The sequence below is a fragment of the Agarivorans albus genome (assembly GCF_019670105.1).
Taxonomy (GTDB): domain Bacteria; phylum Pseudomonadota; class Gammaproteobacteria; order Enterobacterales; family Celerinatantimonadaceae; genus Agarivorans; species Agarivorans albus.
On the sequence record NZ_AP023032.1, the window covers coordinates 2967102 to 2985068 of the forward strand.

General features: G+C 42.4%; 16 protein-coding genes. All 16 read right to left on the reverse strand.

Annotated features, from left to right (window positions below; all coding sequences use genetic code 11):
* Positions 1–25 precede the first annotated feature (25 nt).
* Positions 26–1000, reverse strand: a complete 975-nt coding sequence (locus K5620_RS13370; RefSeq protein ID WP_016402537.1) for a Wzz/FepE/Etk N-terminal domain-containing protein — start codon at positions 998–1000, stop codon at positions 26–28.
* Positions 1001–1059: 59 nt separating this feature from the next.
* Positions 1060–3855 (reverse strand): SLBB domain-containing protein, encoded by a 2796-nt coding sequence (locus K5620_RS13375; RefSeq protein ID WP_040307346.1) that lies wholly within the window; start codon positions 3853–3855, stop codon positions 1060–1062.
* Between the two features lie 199 nt (positions 3856–4054).
* Positions 4055–4564: an outer membrane beta-barrel protein gene (locus tag K5620_RS13380; RefSeq protein ID WP_215426438.1), complete on the reverse strand. Its 510-nt coding sequence runs from the start codon at positions 4562–4564 to the stop codon at positions 4055–4057.
* A gap of 262 nt (positions 4565–4826) precedes the next feature.
* Positions 4827–5786, reverse strand: a complete 960-nt coding sequence (locus K5620_RS13385; protein ID WP_016402540.1) for a hypothetical protein — start codon at positions 5784–5786, stop codon at positions 4827–4829.
* Positions 5787–5800: 14 nt separating this feature from the next.
* On the reverse strand, positions 5801–6409 hold the full coding sequence (cysC, locus tag K5620_RS13390) for an adenylyl-sulfate kinase (RefSeq protein WP_016402541.1): 609 nt from the start codon (positions 6407–6409) through the stop codon (positions 5801–5803).
* 32 nt (positions 6410–6441) lie between these two features.
* A complete protein-coding gene (locus K5620_RS13395) occupies positions 6442–8169 on the reverse strand; it encodes an SLC13 family permease (RefSeq protein ID WP_221077382.1) in 1728 nt (575 codons plus the stop codon).
* Complete coding sequence (gene cysN, locus K5620_RS13400) at positions 8169–9590, reverse strand: sulfate adenylyltransferase subunit CysN (RefSeq protein ID WP_016401675.1); 1422 nt, start codon at positions 9588–9590, stop codon at positions 8169–8171. The genes K5620_RS13395 and cysN overlap by 1 nt, the downstream gene beginning before the upstream one ends.
* Before the next feature lie 102 nt (positions 9591–9692).
* The gene (gene cysD / locus K5620_RS13405; protein WP_016401676.1) at positions 9693–10598 is read right to left on the reverse strand and encodes a sulfate adenylyltransferase subunit CysD; all 906 of its coding nucleotides are present in this window, start codon (positions 10596–10598) and stop codon (positions 9693–9695) included.
* A gap of 216 nt (positions 10599–10814) precedes the next feature.
* On the reverse strand, positions 10815–11816 hold the full coding sequence (locus K5620_RS13410) for a response regulator (protein ID WP_016401677.1): 1002 nt from the start codon (positions 11814–11816) through the stop codon (positions 10815–10817).
* A 220-nt stretch (positions 11817–12036) separates the two neighbouring features.
* Entirely contained in the window at positions 12037–12810 is a 774-nt protein-coding gene (locus K5620_RS13415; RefSeq protein ID WP_016401678.1) for an MlaA family lipoprotein, read from the reverse strand.
* Between the two features lie 161 nt (positions 12811–12971).
* Positions 12972–14243, reverse strand: a complete 1272-nt coding sequence (gene ccmI, locus K5620_RS13420; protein ID WP_016401679.1) for a c-type cytochrome biogenesis protein CcmI — start codon at positions 14241–14243, stop codon at positions 12972–12974.
* Entirely contained in the window at positions 14243–14713 is a 471-nt protein-coding gene (locus K5620_RS13425) for a cytochrome c-type biogenesis protein (RefSeq protein WP_016401680.1), read from the reverse strand. Before K5620_RS13425 ends, ccmI begins: the two co-directional genes overlap by 1 nt.
* 2 nt (positions 14714–14715) lie before the next feature.
* The gene (locus K5620_RS13430) at positions 14716–15246 is read right to left on the reverse strand and encodes a DsbE family thiol:disulfide interchange protein (RefSeq protein ID WP_016401681.1); all 531 of its coding nucleotides are present in this window, start codon (positions 15244–15246) and stop codon (positions 14716–14718) included.
* Entirely contained in the window at positions 15247–17256 is a 2010-nt protein-coding gene (locus tag K5620_RS13435; RefSeq protein WP_051147611.1) for a heme lyase CcmF/NrfE family subunit, read from the reverse strand.
* 11 nt (positions 17257–17267) lie between these two features.
* Positions 17268–17762, reverse strand: coding sequence for a cytochrome c maturation protein CcmE (gene ccmE / locus K5620_RS13440; protein ID WP_016401683.1), 495 nt, complete (start codon positions 17760–17762; stop codon positions 17268–17270).
* On the reverse strand, positions 17759–17965 hold the full coding sequence (gene ccmD, locus K5620_RS13445; RefSeq protein WP_016401684.1) for a heme exporter protein CcmD: 207 nt from the start codon (positions 17963–17965) through the stop codon (positions 17759–17761). The genes ccmE and ccmD overlap by 4 nt, the downstream gene beginning before the upstream one ends.
* Between the last annotated feature and the right edge of the window lie 2 nt (positions 17966–17967).

The window sequence follows — 17967 nt, forward strand, 5'->3', positions numbered from 1 at the left end:
TTTTGAGGTGAGTAACACCAACTTACTACCCGGCATTCTCACCCCCTTTTGCGAAGTGTCTAACCAATACAATCATCACTCCTAGCATTCCGCCGAGCAACGTACCCAATACACAAATAAGTGCACGTTTAGGCTTTACTTTTCGCTCTGCTATTACCGCTGGATCAACTACTTTAAACACAAAATCATCATTTGCTTCAGCCAGCATCAAGGTTTTCGTCTGTTCTTCAATTAGCTGATAAAACACCGTTTGCATTTGTGCTACTGAAGTTTTATCCAACTGTTCTTTTAAGTAGCTAATATTAGCTGAGGTTTCTTGCAGCGTCCTTTGCTTCATAACGAGGTTAATGTCTTTAATTAGCCAGCTAACCCATTGCTGGGCCACAATTGGTGAAATATGCTCTACAGCAATAGTAATAAGGCCAGTTTCTTTATCGGAAGAAACACTTAACACTTGCTCAAACACCTGGTAACTTTCTTGCATAGAAGGCTCAGTTTGTTTCGGAGTACTGACCTGGCGAACCCATTTGTTAGATTGCACATCGTATAGCTCAGCATTGTAGCTTAAGTCTCCGCTAACAAGGTTCCAATCTTTTGCAGCCATTAAATCCGCTTTAATCTGATACTTATCTAAAAACTCTTTAAAAAACTGTCGAGACTTTAGTACTTCGATAGCTAAGGTAGTTTGATCGGTACCGCCTCCACCACCAAGGTTAATTCCGGCAAGTGAGGCCAAGCCGCCAAATTGAGAAGCCATACCACTGAGTTTATTGCTCTCCTGGTTAGAGGCGGCTAACAACGCATTTGCTCGATAAATATTTGGCTGATTTATCGCAAATATTACAGCTGCTATCGAGAAAACAACTGTACTAGCAACAATCAACCATTTACCGCGCCAGATTACAGCAAGCAACTCTCGTAGATCGATCTCATCTTCAGCGCCGCTGTCAAAATAGGCTGGTGAATAAGTCTGCTGTTGCTGCTGTATTGATTGAGTCATAATTTACTGGTCTACTTTCTGTATAAATAAGCCCCCTTAAACGTCGGGGGCATTAGTTGTTATTTTTGGATAGCGTTGTAAGCCACACCGATTTGATACAATATTTGTGTAGCGGCTGTCCAAGTACTCAAAGCATCTCGGTAATCGGTGTCAATAGGTACTACAATGGTATCGCCTGGCTGCAGAGGTTGTTTATTGTTCTTAAACCAGAAACCAGACTCTGGTTTGTAAACTGAGCCGTTGGCTCTTACAACAAAGATCCTATCCTCATCTGCTTGTTTTTTAGCGCCACCAGCAAAGTTAATATAGTCTTTAAAACTGTATGTCTCATCCAACAGGTAAGAAGTTGAAATTTGAACTTCGCCCATAATCGTAACCGTGTTTCGATACTGAGGTACATAAAGCATGTCTTCATCTTCTAACATGAAATCTTTAGCGCTGTCGTCGAGAAGAATAGCCGGTAGATCAACAACCATCCTACCCAGTGCTTTGGTTCCACTCATTTCCTGAATCAACTCAAGTTGCTCTGTTGGGCTAGAAGATGACGTGAAACTACCTGGTCCTGTTTGGCGAAGGCTCTTTTTAGCGACTTCCTGACGAATACTTTCAGCGTAAGCATCTATTTGACTTTGTTCGCGTACTCGTAGAGCTTCACGAGTGAACACTGCCCCATCTTGATGTGCATACTCAGTCAATCCGCCAGCTCGAGCGATCACATCTCCAAGTGTCTCACCGCGTTTTATTACGTACGTTCCAGGAAAACGAACTTCGCCTTGTAAACTAACCGTGCGTTGCTTACGCAAATTAGGTACAGCTAATACATTTAGCCGATCACGGGCTTGCAAAACTAGATTTTGTTCAGGAACTCGAGCTATTACATCATTAAGATCAAGACGCAGCAATGTAACATCGGCATCAGCATCTTGCACAATAGTTCTTGTTAACTCGCTGTGAAGTGCGTAGGCACCATTTTTCACGCCCCCCGCAGCATCAATTAAATCCTTTACCGTGTTTTTATTAGTTATTGGGTAAATGCCTGGAAACTTTACTTCTCCAAAAATCTCAACAACCCTCAACTCACGATTTATACTCGATTGCTCCTGTAACATTATCAGTATCGGAGCCAATAGCTTTTCACGAGTCGATTTAAGCACTTTCTCTATTTCGTTAACCGACATATTAGTAATACGCGCAATTCGCTCTATATCAGTTTCAGTTTTGCTGTCTCCAACTCTTCCAGAAGTGCCCCTTTGACTCGCAGCTAAGCTTGCTTCATTTTGATTTAAAGTACCCACCGGGCTGTTTGGCAAAGTGGCGGCATGAACTTGCTGACTGTATTGAGGAATTTGTTGTGCTTGCTCACCAACAGTTTGGTTAGCTAGTTGCTCTGCAGTTTCCATCTTAGCATTCAGGCTAGCTGCGTCAGCACTTAACAAGTCTTTCTCTTTAGCTCCAATTTGAAAAGCTTCACTAAACAGCTCTAAATCATATTTAGTAAAAACTAAAATCTCATCTTCTGGCTTTAGAAGAATGTTGTCTGCTAAGTGCTTTTGATTAATCGCTTTCTCTAAATCGACTTGCAGAATTGTTATTGAACGGTCTTTCTCTTTACGTACAACCAAACTGTAATTGAGGTCGCTACTCGTATTTAAGCTTCTTTGAACACTAGGAAGCAAGTCTGAAATGCGTAATCCTTTTCGCCATTGGTAGCGGCCCTCACGCGCGACGTTACCTTTAAGTGATACATAGTTTGGTGTTCTTTTATCCACTTGCTCGATAGTTAAAAAGTCACCGTTTTGAAGATTCCGTTTTAGGTCAGAGCTATCGTTCAAATCAAGAGTCAATAAGTCAATTAACCCTTCACTAGTGATGCGCTCGAACCTCGCTGACCTTTTAAATGCTTTAGTTGTATAACCGCCTGCTAATGAAATCAGTCCTTTTATTGTCTCGTTACCACTAATTTCGTAAATAGCAGGACGAACAACTTCACCTTCCACACTAACTGTATCGCCAAGTGGTCCAACAAAAATCACGTCACCACTGCGCAATTGGAGGTCATTACTGGTATCGCCTTTGATAAGCAAGTCATATAAATCGAACCGGCTAACTAGCCGGCCTTCTCGCAATAAACGAATATCGCGCAAACTACCTTGCTGGTTAATACCGCCGCTGGCGTACAAAGCATGAGTAATTGTTGAAAGTGAACTAACGAGGTACTTGCCCGGCTGATAAGCATCTCCCAATACAAATACTTCAACGGTACGTAACTCCCCCATAGTCACATTGCTTCGTACACCGATTTTCTTTTCGTTAATCTGCTGAGTAATAAGCTCTCTAACTTCGTTGAATGTTAAGCCAGAAACATTCACTGGACCAAGTTCAGGAAAGCTGATACTTCCATGGCGATTTACTCGAAACTCAAAGTTATTATTCTCTTTACCGAATAGCTGCACATTTAATGTATCGCCAGGTCCTAAACGATAGTTATCAGTAACTGGGATATTATTTAAAGGCGCGAAAGTGGTTGGTTGAGTAGCAAAAACATCTAGACCAAAACGTTGAAGTTCGGCTGTTTCGCCAGCACTATTTTTATTTGCAAGAGCTTGCTGCTCAGCTTGTAGGTCACGCTTTTGTGGTAGTTTGGGAGCTATATTTTGAGATGACTGAGATTGGGTTACCGCCGATTGAGAAAACTGCGATAGATCAACACCGTATTGTCTGGCTAAAGCTGCTTGTTGATCAGCAGGTAAGTTCTTGAGCATTTGAACTTGGTCAGGGCTAAGATTCATCGCAACAGAAAACTGAGAAAACCCTAATAACCACACTACAATGAGACTTCTAAGTCCAAATTTCATTCTTTATTCTTCTCTTTCTCAATCAACAAATTAAATCAGCAACATCACAATTAACAACGCGCTCGATAATACTTCAATTTACTTCTTTACGTAAACTTACAATTGAAATTAACACCCGAGTAATTCCACAAAGTCATCCATTTGATTAAAATCTATACGTCGCACTATTTAATATCAACAATATGAGCCCCATGAAAAATCAGAACCTATATTGAAAAGCTAAGTTGATCCCACCAATTTTTGCTTTGCTTGAATTTAAACTATTTAAATACTCTATAGTTACCGCACTATTTCGGCTAAACGCGTAGTGAGCGCCCAATCCGAAACTTGTTCCACTTTCTGTGCTACTCGCCACATTTTGTTGATCTAATTTTGCTATTGAGCCACCTAACAATACATACATTGCGGTTTGCTCAGTGATAGGTAGATTACCTTTAACTAATAATGAGCCCAAGCTATCAATAGATATCCCCCCAGAACGGCCAGTAGAGACGCCATACCTTCCTTCTAGAGCTAGATAATCAGTAAAGAAGTGCCCGACTTGGGCCTGTAGTAGCCATGGTTTGCCTTCACTGCTTGAGGCACCATCAGAATTATATTCTGTTGATGTATAGGAAAAAATAGCGCCAGCATAAGTATTGGCTTGCGTAAATCCACTAGCTAATAGAAAGAAGAGAAAACAGAAACAGATTTTTAAGCGATTCGACACTACCACGGAGCGATTCCCTGCACTATACAATAATGGGTGAAAAGTATAACACAGCAATTTTATGGATAAATACCATCAGTATTCCAACAGTTTGATATTCAAGCGCTTTACAAAAGTTAAAATACTATTAATTGTTTTAAAAACAGCACCCTAGATTACTGAAAGGCCTTTCTGGAAAAGATGGATATTTTACCTATTTTTGATGCAGCACAAATGTAACAACCAATAACTGCTTAAATAACCAACAGAAAAACTAATATAGTTAAGAATAATACCTTTCTATGTCGCTAATAAACTGCTTCAGTAGCTCAATGTCAAAATGATTAATTCCAGCAGCAGCTTCACGCCCTCCACCTGATTTATAGTTACTACAGATTTCCCCTGCCCCTTGTTTTTGAGAAAGAGGAGCCCGTAAACTCACAACTGCTGTTTGACTATTAATTTCGGTTAAAACCAAATGTGCCAGTGAGGGGTGTTGGTTTGCTTGTTGGTTACTAAAAACGCCGCTTATCCGTCTGGCCCAAGCAGCATTAGGTAGAATTGTGACTTTTACAATGGAGCTTTGGTAGTGAGCTTTTATGCTGTTGGCAAGGTGCATATCTTCTTGATAAGCATTTTTTAGCTGATGATAGGCAGATTGGCTATCGGCAATAGCTTCAAATGGGGAAGTATATTCAAGCAACTGTTTAAATAGCGTAGCAGGCTCATAATGAAGATCGGCTAGCGCAGCACCATAGCCGTTGTAATTAACTAAAGTACCTAGCTCTTTCAATTGCTCGCTTTGCAATTCGCTTAATTGAGCTTGCTGACACAACACATCAGCTTTCGCGATTAGATTGTCACCATAGGCAGCAGCAATTGCCCAATGGTGATATTTTCCCTTTAGCTTTTCGTCTACCAATAGTGCAGTACAAACATCCGCATCGGTATTAATATCGACTAGCAGATTTGGGTGCGTTGGTATGTCACCAGAACGATGATGGTCAACATAATGCACATTGGCGCTAACATTTAATGCTCGCTGTAATCCTTCTTGGTTTTTTTCCATAGAAATATCGAGCACGGTGACTTGATCATTTGGCTGAAAATCAAAATCATTCATCAACTGATTTTCACGCTTAACACCTGTAAGCAAAATACTGTTTCGGGGCTCGTTTAAACGAAGCTGAATCAGAGAAATAATGCCATCGGCATCACCGTTGAAAATATCTATGTGTCGCAAACTAAACCTCGTCGCTACGCCTTAACAATACCCGCATCAATTAGCGCATTAACCACAAACTCTGCACATTGCTCAACCGACTTACCATCGGTTTCCACGTGTACATCCGCTTCTTCTGGTGCTTCATAAGCTGAGCTAATACCGGTAAAGTTTTTAATCTCGCCACTACGAGCCTTTTTGTACAAGCCTTTTGGATCACGTTGCTCACAAACTTCTAGAGGAGTATCAATAAACACTTCAAAAAACTCACCATCATCCAGTTGATTGCGAACCAGCGAACGGTCTGCTTTAAATGGAGAAATAAAAGCAGTAGAAACCACCAACCCGGCATCAACAAATAACTTGGCTACTTCACCAATACGTCGAATATTTTCTACACGGTCAGTATCTGAGAAACCTAGATCACCATTTAGCCCATGGCGAACATTGTCACCATCCAGAACATAAGTATGAACGCCACGTTGATACAGCAAGTAATCAACTGCGTTAGCAATAGTAGACTTGCCTGAGCCACTCAAACCAGTAAACCAAAGTACGCAGGGTTTGTGGCCTTTTTTCATAATGCGCAATTCTCGATTAACACTATGATTATGCCAAACCACATTCTCGCTCTTTTTATCCATAACTCGCCTACTCTGCTATTTAAATAAAATCACTATAAAGGAAAAACTATTGGAACCAATACCAAAACCACCAAGCCATAAACCAAGGCTACCGGTAAACCTAATTTAACAAAGTCTCGTAAACTGTAGCGACCGGCGTTATACACCATTAAATTAGTTTGATATCCATAGGGGCTTACAAAGCTAGCACTCGCTGCAAAAGCTACCGTCATTACAAAGGTCATCGGATTAGCTCCTAATGCGTTAGCCAAGCCATAAGCTAAAGGAAACATTAAGGCTGCCGCAGCATTATTGGTAACCAACTCGGTAAATATCCAAGTTAGTAGGTACACTGCCACTAAACTCAGCATAAACCATTGGCCACTTAAGCCGCCGTTGAACAAACCCTCAAGCAACTCAATTAAACCTGCATTGTGCATAGCCTGTGACAATGCCAAAGCTGAGGCTACTATTAACCAAATTTCTTTAGGAAAACGGCGTACTAACTCACTGGGAGTTAAGCACCTGAAAAAGATTAAACCACCTAACAACACAACCATCGCTTTAAATAGGCTAACCAAGCCAATCGCTGCTGCACCCACGGCTAGAACAAAGCCACCAATTGCAATAAGCTCTGAAGCACCATTTAGACGAGTATCGGGCTCTACGCCACTTACCACGATAAAATTTTTGCTTAGGTTAGTTCGCGACTTAAAATCGGCGCCAACCGCCAACACCAAAAAGTCTCCGGCCTGCAGGGTTATTTCGCCTAGCTTCCCTGATACTCTTTCACCATCTCGCTTAATAGCCACAACCGCTGCATCAAACCGGGCACGAAAACCGGCGCCTTTTAAGCTTTTCCCCACCAACATGCTTTCAGGGCGAATAACTACTTCGGTAAGGTTAGAGCCCAATAAGCCATTTGAATCCGCAAAGGTTTGTAGTCCAGAAAACTGATTAAGTTGCATAACTTTTGTAACGTCGCCGCTAAAAATAAGCCGGTCGGCTTGCTGCATCACTTCGGTGGGAGCTACCGGGCTAATCAGTTTTCCATCTCGAACAATTTCCACAAGGAACAGTGACTCTAAGTGACGCAGCCCGTTTTCTTCCACACTTTTACCTATTAAGGCCGAATCCAATTGAATTTTGGCGTCAATAAAGTAGCGATGATAATGATTTTCTTCGCGCTTGTGATCGGGTAAATAGCGTGAAAAAAACGCCAAAGTAAAACCACAAGCCACCACGGCAACCAAGCCTATTAAAGTAAAATCAAAAAAGCCTAAACTTTCACCAGTGCTCTCAAGCAACAAGCTGTTTACGATAAGGTTGGTAGAGGTGCCAATTAAGGTAAGCGTCCCGCCCAAAATAGCCGCGTAAGATAAGGGCAACAATAAGCGGCTAGCACTGTGATACGGATTATTACGAATTGGCGCCAATAAGGTGGCAACTACCGCTGTATTATTTAAGGCAGCAGAAGACAACACCGTGGTGGAATATAATCGAAGCCAAGTAGAACGAAGCGATGGTTTAATGATGGAGGCCGCCAGCACTCGCAATAATCGTGTTTTTTCCAAGGCTATCGAGCATAACATTAACAGAACCAAGGTCATTAAACCTTGATTCGATACACTAGCTAACAGCTGATCGCTACTAACTAAATCAAGCACGAACAGCAGTAGCATTACCCCGCCAAAGATTTTGGCAGGATACTGCTGATAACGAATTAAAGACGCAATGGTGCCAATGAAAATCACTAGCACCAATATGGCCTGAATGCTCATTACTTAAGTAATTCGCTTAAGTCTTTAGCATCCCAATGCGGGAAGTGTTTACGAACTAGCGCATTAAGTTCTAATTCAAATGCAGAGAACTCTTGCTGCTGCCCGGCTTCTTCTAAACTACCCTTTGCGGTAATAATACCGGCACCTACAGTTACATTAGAAATACGATCAATAATAATAAATGAACCAGTACCTTTGGCTTTGTTATAAGCATCAAAAGCAACTTGCTGGCTAAACTGAACTTGGCAAGAACCAATCTCGTTTAAACCTAGGCGAACAGCTTCTTGCTCTTCTAAGGTATTCACATCTATTTGGTGCTCGATCTTAGCGATAGAGCCTGAAGTGGTTTTAGACGCTAGTTTAAAATCGTATTGTTTGTTAGCAATCATTGGCTCTTCGGCCATCCAAACAATGGTTGCTTCTGCGCTGCTGGCTACCCAAGGTTTATTGTTGCTATGTACCAGCATGTTTCCGCGACTTGCATCAATTTCATCTTCTAAAGTAAGAGTTACCGCCATAGGCGCGTAGGCTTCATCAATTTCACCATCAAAGGTGACAATACTTTTCACTTTCGAGGTTTTACCTGAAGGTAACGACGTTACTTCATCGCCTTTGCGCACAATACCAGAGCTGATCGTGCCGCAGAAACCACGGAAATCTAGATTTGGACGATTAACGTATTGAACAGGGAAACGGAAGTCATCAAAGTTTTGTCCGGCACTAATTGGCGCACTTTCTAGCATCCCCATCAAGGTTTCACCGTGATACCAAGCGCTTTGTTCACTGCGCTCTACCACGTTGTCACCATTTAATGCAGAGATTGGTACGAACTTGATGCTATCGATATTCAAATTCTCAGCAAACTTTTGATACTCTGCTTTGATCTCTTCAAAGCGAGCTTCGGAAAATTCAACCAAGTCCATTTTGTTAATGGCTACAATTACTTGCTTAATACCCAATGTTGATACGATAAAGCTATGACGGCGAGTTTGTACTTGCACACCATAGCGGGCATCAATCATTACAATAGCTAAATCACAGTTCGATGCGCCAGTTGCCATGTTACGGGTGTATTGTTCATGACCTGGAGTGTCGGCAATAATAAACTTACGCTTTTCTGTAGAGAAATAACGGTAAGCAACATCAATGGTAATGCCCTGTTCTCGTTCCGACTGCAAACCGTCAACCAATAGCGCTAAGTCAAACTCACCATCTGTGGTATTAAAACGTTTTGAATCATTTTTGATGGTTGCTAACTGATCTTCAAAAATCATTTTTGAATCATGCAGTAAGCGACCAATTAAGGTGCTTTTACCATCATCAACGCTACCACAGGTTAGTAAACGTAGTAGCTGTTTCTGTTCATGTTGTTGTAAGTACTCTTCGATATCTGAAGCAATCAATGTTGATTGATGAGACATAGTATCCTCGCTTTCCTAGCTTTCGCCAGCGTCAAAATTCTTGTTCAGTTCCCACCCAATAACTTGAGCGGGTAAATACTGTTTAGAAGCCTGCTATTTCCTTTAGAAATAACCTTCCATTTTCTTCTTCTCCATTGACCCTGCGCTATCATGGTCAATCACACGACCTTGCCGTTCAGAGGTTTTAGTCAACAGCATTTCTTGAATAACTTCAGGTAGAGTGGTGGCTTCTGACTCTACGGCTCCGGTAAGTGGGTAACAGCCTAAAGTACGAAAACGTACCATTTTGTGTTGAATTTCCCCTTCTTCAACCGGCATACGCTCATCATCTACCATGATTAAAGTGCCGTCACGCTCAACTACTGGGCGCTCTTGAGACAAATAAAGAGGAACAATTTCTATATTTTCTAGGTAGATATATTGCCAAATATCTAACTCGGTCCAGTTAGATAGCGGGAATACTCGAATGCTTTCGCCTTTGTTTACTTTTGAGTTATAAGTATTCCAAAGTTCAGGGCGTTGTGATTTTGGATCCCAACGGTGGTTCTTATCACGGAATGAATAAACTCGCTCTTTAGCTCGAGATTTTTCTTCATCACGACGCGCGCCACCAAAGGCAGCATCAAACTGGTATTTGTTTAATGCTTGCTTTAAGCCTTGAGTTTTCATCACATCAGTGTGCACTGCACTACCGTGAGTGAAAGGGCCAATACCCATTTCAAGACCTTCAGGATTTTTATGCACTAGCAATTCGAAGTCGTACTTTTCTGCCATGCGGTCACGGAACTGGATCATTTCTTTAAATTTCCAGTCGGTATCTACGTGCAGTAATGGGAAAGGAATTTTTCCGGGGTAGAAAGCTTTACGCGCTAAATGAAGCATTACCGCGGAGTCTTTACCCACTGAGTACAGCATTACCGGATTGTCGAACTCAGCCGCTACTTCACGGATGATATGGATACTCTCGGCTTCTAATGCTTTAAGATGAGTTAAGTTATAATTTTCCATTTAGTCTTCAGCTCTTAATTCGTTATATCGTTATAGAATATAAAACAAGCTCAGACTAACTGATAAAGCTGACTACTACTAGTAACCGCGCTATAACATTATGCTACTTTTAATAACTTTGGATTCTAAGAATAATAGAAAAGCAGCGTAGATTAGCGATGAGCGACTTCTGTAACACCTTTAAGTAGCACTAAAAGACGTTATATAGGTTGGTCACTAGTTTACTGGGAAGAGTTTTAGGTTGATGCGATCGTCGGCCAAGTTTTTAAAACGCAAGCTAAAGCCTATGTCTGACAGCTTGCCAATACTTTCTAAGTAATGAGCATCGGCGTTAAGACCTAAAGGCATTCCAGGATGAGCTGCATCAAAAGGTGTTGGTGCATCTAACAACCCCGCATTGGCAAACAATACTTGATCGTGCTCTATCACACCATACAAGCAGGCAACTGGTGCCCGCAAATCGGCCGCTTTAATAATACGGTTAAGCGTACTAAGGGCTTCGCTGGGTTGAAGCGCTGTAGGATCATTAACCAAAAAGCGGTTCCACATGTCTTGGAAAAAGCCATTTATTATGACCGCGGCAACAACACCTTCATCACCTAATAAGCAAATATCAACCACCAAAAAACCTACATGATGCTCGTCAATTTGCTTAATAATGGGAAACAGAGATTGCCCTTTCAATCGATAATGACAAAAGAACCCGATGATTTCTTGGGTATTCTCTGGAAGAATTTCATTCAATACCATGCTCGCTTGAGCATCATTGGCTTTAAAGTGGGCTTTATGTTCATCGAACTCGGCAAATTCCATTTGCAGGCTGTGCTCGTTAGCCATTGAAAGGTTAGCAAGAATGGTGTCGGTTAACTCATTAAAATCGGTTAGCGGTTTAACTAAAAAGTCACTAGCGCCGAGCTGTAATACTTTACGTAAATCGGCCATGGTGCTTTTGCCGGAAATAACCACAACACTGCCGGGGAAGTTGTTTAAGCGTTGCAGCAGTTCTACCCCATTCATGCGCGGCATGATGAGATCCATTAAAATAATATCGTAATGTTGTTGATTGATAGCATTAAGAGCTTCTTGTCCATCGCCTACAGCCCCAACCATTGCGCCTTGTTGAGTTAGAAACGCGAGCAACTGCTGACGAAACACCACTTCATCTTCTACAACTAAAATTGAGATCCCGTATAAAGGGTTATCGTCGCGCTCCAGCACTCTCTCCAAATATCCTTATTAATTAATACGTTAATAGCATTTAGGTGGTCTAATGTGTTGATAATATAAGCAAAGTAATAGCAACGCCAGCAAGCGTGTATAAAATTTATACCACACAAAGGTATGTAAAAAACCAAATCCGGGTTGGCAGCGCTAACACTAGCAGCAGAAGCCGTTAGGTGCGCTGAACGATACTACTTACAAGCATAGTTCAGCTTAATTAATAATCTTCTAACTCGTCTAAATAATCTTCTAAAGCTGAATCGATATCTTGTTTTGAGGATGTTGGCGGCTTACCGTTGTAAAAGCGATATAAGCGATACTGTAAGTAAGCATCTTTAACAAAGGTATAGCTGTCTAGCGAGTTATCCAATAGAGGCTCTTGCTCAATAACTGACGCACGTTTATACAAGCCATCTAAGCCCCACTTAATCACTTGTTCGGCAAACGTTAAGTTAGTTAATGGCGATGCGAATGCGTCTACCCAGTCGCCAACTTCCTTACGTACGGTGGTTGGCCCAAGTACAGGCAACATTACATAAGGCCCTTCTGGCACCCCGTAGAACCCCATTACATCGCCGAACTCTTCGATGTCTCGCTGTACACCGGAGCGCCCCATTAAATCGAAAATGCCAAAGATACCAAAGCTGGAGTTAAACAAAAATCGAACTAGATTATTAGAAGCACGTTCTACCTTGCCTTGCAGGAGGTGGTTAGCAAAACTAGCGGGCTCTTCCAAGTTACGAATCACGTTGTTCATGGCTTCGCGAATGCCAAAGGGTAAGTACTCGGCATACACATGTGTTACAGGACGATAAAGAGGCTTATCCAAATAGTTATAGTTGAAGTTCCACATGCTTCGATTGAAGCCTTCGAAAGGATCGGAGAAGTCTTGATAAGGTTCATCAAAAGCCTCTACTTCATTAGCCATTGTGGTAGATGCAGTAGACAACATAACAGCAAACATCAAAAAAGCTGTAACTACTTTACGCACTCAGACCCCCTTCCTTGGTCGGATACCTATCGCAAATCAACTCACCAAATAATTTGCGAATACAAATAAAAAAAGGTTGCTAAGCAACCTCTTTTTATTATGGCATCTATGTTAAGAGCTGAATAGTAAAAACTATTAACACTTACAATATTAATACATAATTACAGGGGAGTATCGATAAGCAAACTTATTGCTTGTTCTTCACCCTGAGAGATAGCAGAAGATTGCCCTTCCCAATCACCTTCAATGGTTTGTACATTGTTATCGTAAGATAAGCGTGCGGTAATATAAAAATCGCCTTGCTGAGAAAGCTTAAGACCTTCCATCATGCTATCGCTGTCTGACAAATTCACCGTTACAGGAAAACGCGGATGCGCTACTTTTTTGGCGGCTAAAGGCATTGGCGGCCCATTCACAGACTTAGCGAACACAAACAAGAAGCTTGAGCCTGGCACTTCCAACCCTTCTTTCACATCTACAGTGATACTGTAGCTAGGACCACTTGCTGGATTGTTTTCAACCACCGCTTGCTCAACAGCCGGGGTTTGCTCCGCAGCTGGCGCTTGCTGTTGAGCAATTTGCGCTTCGGCAAATTCAATACTTTGTTGCAGCATTTGATAACGCTCAGAATCAGCATCAACCAAACTAAGCATTCTCTGCCAGCGATCAATAGCCAACTGAAACTGCTGTTGCTCAAGTGCCATAAAAGCATACAAGGACCAAAGCTCTAATTGACTAGAGTCTTGCTGTAAGGCTAATACCAATAGTCGCTCAGCTCGCGCTTGTTCACTGGGTTCGCCACTGTAGAACAAAGATTGAGCATAAACAGCTATAATATTGGCACTTTTTGAATCGCGCATATAAGCTTGCTCTGCGGCATCGGTCATGATGTCTAAACGATTTAGAGCTTGGCCAACTTTAGCCAATAAAAACCAACCGCGTGTATCACTGGGGTCATTATGTAACTTGGTACGCAAGCCTAAAGCGAACTCATTTAAGTCTTGTTCGCTTACCTCACCACCTTGACCAAGCAACACCTTGTTACTCAGCTCTGGCATTTTTTGCACAATCGCCTGCCAGTCTTGAACCTTTTCAGCACTGCCTAGTTTGATATACATGCCAATGGAAATAGCCACCACAAAAACCACACCGGGCAGCGCAACCCAAGGGGAAATGGCACTGCGTTTGGCACCTGTTTCTTCGGGAATATCATCCAACAAGTTATGCTGAAGTTCGCTCACTAACACTGAGCTGTCTTCTGCTAAGCCTTGCGCATTTTCTTGTTCAATTTCAATTAATCTATCTTTGTAGAGAGTTTTATTTAGTTCTGTTTGAGTCACCGAGCGACTGTCTCGTTGTCGCCACAAAGGCAATACAACAACCGCCACAGCCAACAGGGTTAAAACGGCAGCAGCCAACCAAAATACTGTCATTATTTTTCTTGCTCCGTTTGTTTAATTAGCTGCTCAAGGCGTTCTTGTTCGGCCACATCTAGCTCAGGTTTTGCATCTTTTCTTCTTCGGGCTAATCGCCACACAGTAAATCCACCAATCAATATAATTAAAACCGGCGCTATCCACAGGGTAAGTACGGCTGGAGTAAGTGGTGGGTCGTAGCGCACAAAGTTGCCATAGCGCGCTACCATATAATCCAATACTTCTTGTTTATCACTACCCGACTTCACCATTTGGTAGGTTTTCTCGCGTAAGTCTTGAGCAAGCCCAGCGTTAGAATCTGAGATGTTATTATTTTGACATTTAGGGCAACGTAACTCACGTGTTAACTCTCGAAACAGCTCTTCCTGTTCTGGGTTATCAAACTCGTGAGCTGAAATCGCAGCGTTCGCCATTATAGGAAGGCTAAGTATCAGCACCGCTAAAAAGCTTTGAAAAGTTTTCATCATGATTAATCCAAACCAGCAAATATTGGCGCAAGCTCTGCTTGCCAATTACGCGCGTTTACATCACCCACATGGCGATAACGAATTACGCCTTGGCTATCGATGAAATAGGTTTCTGGAGCACCATACACACCAAGGTCTAATGCCAATAGGCCCTTACCATCGTACAAGTTCACTTGATAAGGGTTACCCAGTTGCTCCAACCACTTTATCGCTTTAATGCGATCGTCTTTGTAATTTAAGCCAACAATCTTAACACCCTGTTCAGCCAAGGAATTCAGAAAGGTATGTTCTGCGCGACAGGTAGGACACCAGGTAGCCCAAACATTTAGCAACAAGGGTTCACCCTTAAATATCGCAGCATCGTGTTGCTTATCTTGCTGATAAATATCTTGCAAAGTGAATTGCGGAACCGGCTTGCCTATTAATACCGACTCAAGCTCGGTAGCGTCACTGTACAAACCGCGATACAAAAACACCGCCATAAACAAGAAAGCTATAAGAGGCAGTAAAAAATAAAAAATACGTTTATTCATTTAAGCCTCCTCTGCCAAATCAGTGCTTTTACTACTTGCACTTTTTACAGGTGGCTTGCCACTTAACTGTTCTTGCTTAACTTTGAAACGATAGCGTTTATCCGACATGGCAAATATACCGCCAATTGCCATAATAATTGAACCTAGCCAAATCCAACGAATGAAGGGTTTGTAATATAGCCGCACTGCCCATGCTCCTCCGGGAAGCTGCTCACCCATTGCTGCGTATAAATCACGCCACAAGCCTGCATCGATGGCAGCTTCTGTCATCATATTTCGTTGTACCCGATAGAAGCGTTTTTCTGCACGTAAGGTTGTTGTTAAGTGCTCATCTTTATATACGTCTATTACCCCAACATGGCCTTCATAGTTTGGACCAACTAAAGGCTCAACCTGTTTGAAGTGGAAAGAGTAAGCAGCAAAGGTAACCGAATCACCTGGCTCTAATCGCAAGTCACGTTCAATACTGTAATGACTGGTTAATGCCACGCCTATTACCGTAACAGCTAGACCTAAATGGCCAAGTACCATTGCCCAATGAGAACGACTGAGTACTTTCAAACCTTTGGTGAAACTGTGACGGTGAGTGGCACGCAAATATACTTCTAAAGCTGTACAGCTAATCACCCAAAATGATAAGGCAAGCGCCATGTAAGCCAAGGCGTAGAACTTCGGCGCTAGCATTACTAATAATGCAGCTGGCACCAATAAACTAAATGCTGCTAAAGCCAGCAGCCAACCTTTAAGGGGGCGAATATCTTGACGCTTCCACCGCAGCAAAGGACCAATACCCAAAGCAATAGCAAAAGGCACAATCATCCAGCTAAACATTCGGTTAAAGAAGGCCTCACCAATTGAGATACTGCCTAGACCAATTTCTTTGTGGATAAGCGGCAATAAAGTACCCAGCAATACCACCACTAAGGCGGCCACAAGTAAGATATTGTTGATTAACAAGAAGGTCTCGCGAGAAAACAAACTATAAGTTCCGCGACTTTTCACCTGTGAGCCACGAATAGCAAACAGCAATAAGGAGCCACCAATCACCACTAGCAAAAAGCCTAGAATAAACAAGCCTCGAGCGGGGTCGCTAGCGAAGGCATGCACCGAGACCAATACGCCGGAGCGAACTAAAAAGGTTCCTAATAAACTAAGAGAAAACGCCGATATAGCCAACAACACAGTCCAGGATTTAAACACCCCTCGCTTTTCGGTTACCGCTAATGAATGCAGCAGCGCAGTACCCACTAACCACGGCATAAATGAGGCATTTTCTACTGGATCCCAGAACCACCAACCGCCCCAGCCTAATTCGTAGTAGGCCCACCAACTTCCTAGTGAGATACCTAAGGTAAGGAAAATCCAAGCCGCCATTGTCCAAGGGCGAGACCATCGAGCCCAAGTGGAATCTAAACGTCCGGCCATTAGAGCGGCGATAGCAAAAGCAAAAGCCACCGAAAAGCCCACATAACCCATGTATAGAAGAGGTGGGTGGAAAATTAATCCTACATCTTGCAATAAAGGATTCAAATCTTGTCCATCAACTGGGAAAAATGGCAAAGTTCTGTCGAAGGGATTTGAAGTAAGCAAGATGAACAGGTAAAAACCTACACATATCATCCCCATTACTGCCACTACCCGCGCAACAGCGTCGAGCGGTAAGCCGCGACTGAACATTGCTACTGCAGCGCCCCACCCCGACAAAATCATTGCCCACAGCAATAATGAACCTTCGTGCGCTCCCCAAACAGCTGATAAACGGTAGTAAACCGGTAACTGGCTGTTCGAGTTATTAGCTACATAAGCTACCGAGAAATCATTTATAGCAAATGAGTAGCTTAAGACTACAAAAGACAATGTAACGAAGGCAAACTGCGCTAGCGCTAAAGGTCGAGCAAGTTTCATTAATGAAACACTATTTTTACTCGCGCCCCATAGCGGGTACACACTTTGTAAAATAGCTAACGCACAAGAAAGAATTAATGCGTAATGTCCAAGTTCCGGGATCATAGTTACCGTCTCTAGTGTCCAGAGCCTTTAAGCTGGGCTTCTGTATATTCTGGTTTAAAGTGTTCCATACCTTCTAGTGCTTCAGCCACTTCCTGTGGCATGTATTCTTCGTCGTGCTTAGCGAGTACTTCAAAAGCATTTACGGTTGTAGCATTGGCTAATTCACCCTGCGCTACAATGCCTTGTCCTTCTCTAAATAAGTCTGGCAGAATGCCTTCATAATTAATGGTTACAATACCACCACCAGCATCGCTCAACTTAAAACTAACTTGCAAGCTAGTTTGCGAGCGCTCAACCGTACCTGGTAATACTAAGCCACCAATTCTTAAACGTTGGCCTACTTCGGGTTTAATCTCGTCTTTTCCTTTGCCATTTACCAGCTCGGAGGGAGTGTAAAATAGATCGATATTCTGTTGTAACGCAAACAGCAATAAACCGATAGAAGCCCCTAAACCAATTACAATTGCTAGAACAATCGTTAAGCGTTTTTTACGTCTTGGGTTCATAAGCGTTCAGTTACCTCTTTTGCTGCTTCAACTCGTTGCTGTCGCGCAGATTGGCGCGCAACAGATTTAAAAATGGCATTTCGTTTAACAATACTGTCTATCACTATACCTACCATGGCTAGAGCGCTTACCCCAAACGCAAGCCACACATAAAAACCATAACCACCCATAGCAAAAAAATCTGCGACTGATTCAAATTGCATCG

Excerpts from the sequence above, each read along its gene's own strand:
- K5620_RS13370 (WP_016402537.1), bottom strand. The coding sequence starts at position 1,000 with ATGACTCAATCAATACAGCAGCAACAGCAGACTTATTCACCAGCCTAT.
- K5620_RS13375 (WP_040307346.1), bottom strand. The coding sequence starts at position 3,855 with ATGAAATTTGGACTTAGAAGTCTCATTGTAGTGTGGTTATTAGGGTTT.
- cysC (WP_016402541.1), bottom strand. The coding sequence starts at position 6,409 with ATGGATAAAAAGAGCGAGAATGTGGTTTGGCATAATCATAGTGTTAAT.
- K5620_RS13395 (WP_221077382.1), bottom strand. The coding sequence starts at position 8,169 with ATGAGCATTCAGGCCATATTGGTGCTAGTGATTTTCATTGGCACCATT.
- cysN (WP_016401675.1), bottom strand. The coding sequence starts at position 9,590 with ATGTCTCATCAATCAACATTGATTGCTTCAGATATCGAAGAGTACTTA.
- cysD (WP_016401676.1), bottom strand. The coding sequence starts at position 10,598 with ATGGAAAATTATAACTTAACTCATCTTAAAGCATTAGAAGCCGAGAGT.
- ccmI (WP_016401679.1), bottom strand. The coding sequence starts at position 14,243 with ATGACAGTATTTTGGTTGGCTGCTGCCGTTTTAACCCTGTTGGCTGTG.
- K5620_RS13425 (WP_016401680.1), bottom strand. The coding sequence starts at position 14,713 with ATGATGAAAACTTTTCAAAGCTTTTTAGCGGTGCTGATACTTAGCCTT.
- K5620_RS13430 (WP_016401681.1), bottom strand. The coding sequence starts at position 15,246 with ATGAATAAACGTATTTTTTATTTTTTACTGCCTCTTATAGCTTTCTTG.
- K5620_RS13435 (WP_051147611.1), bottom strand. The coding sequence starts at position 17,256 with ATGATCCCGGAACTTGGACATTACGCATTAATTCTTTCTTGTGCGTTA.
- ccmE (WP_016401683.1), bottom strand. The coding sequence starts at position 17,762 with ATGAACCCAAGACGTAAAAAACGCTTAACGATTGTTCTAGCAATTGTA.
- ccmD (WP_016401684.1), bottom strand. The coding sequence starts at position 17,965 with ATGCAATTTGAATCAGTCGCAGATTTTTTTGCTATGGGTGGTTATGGT.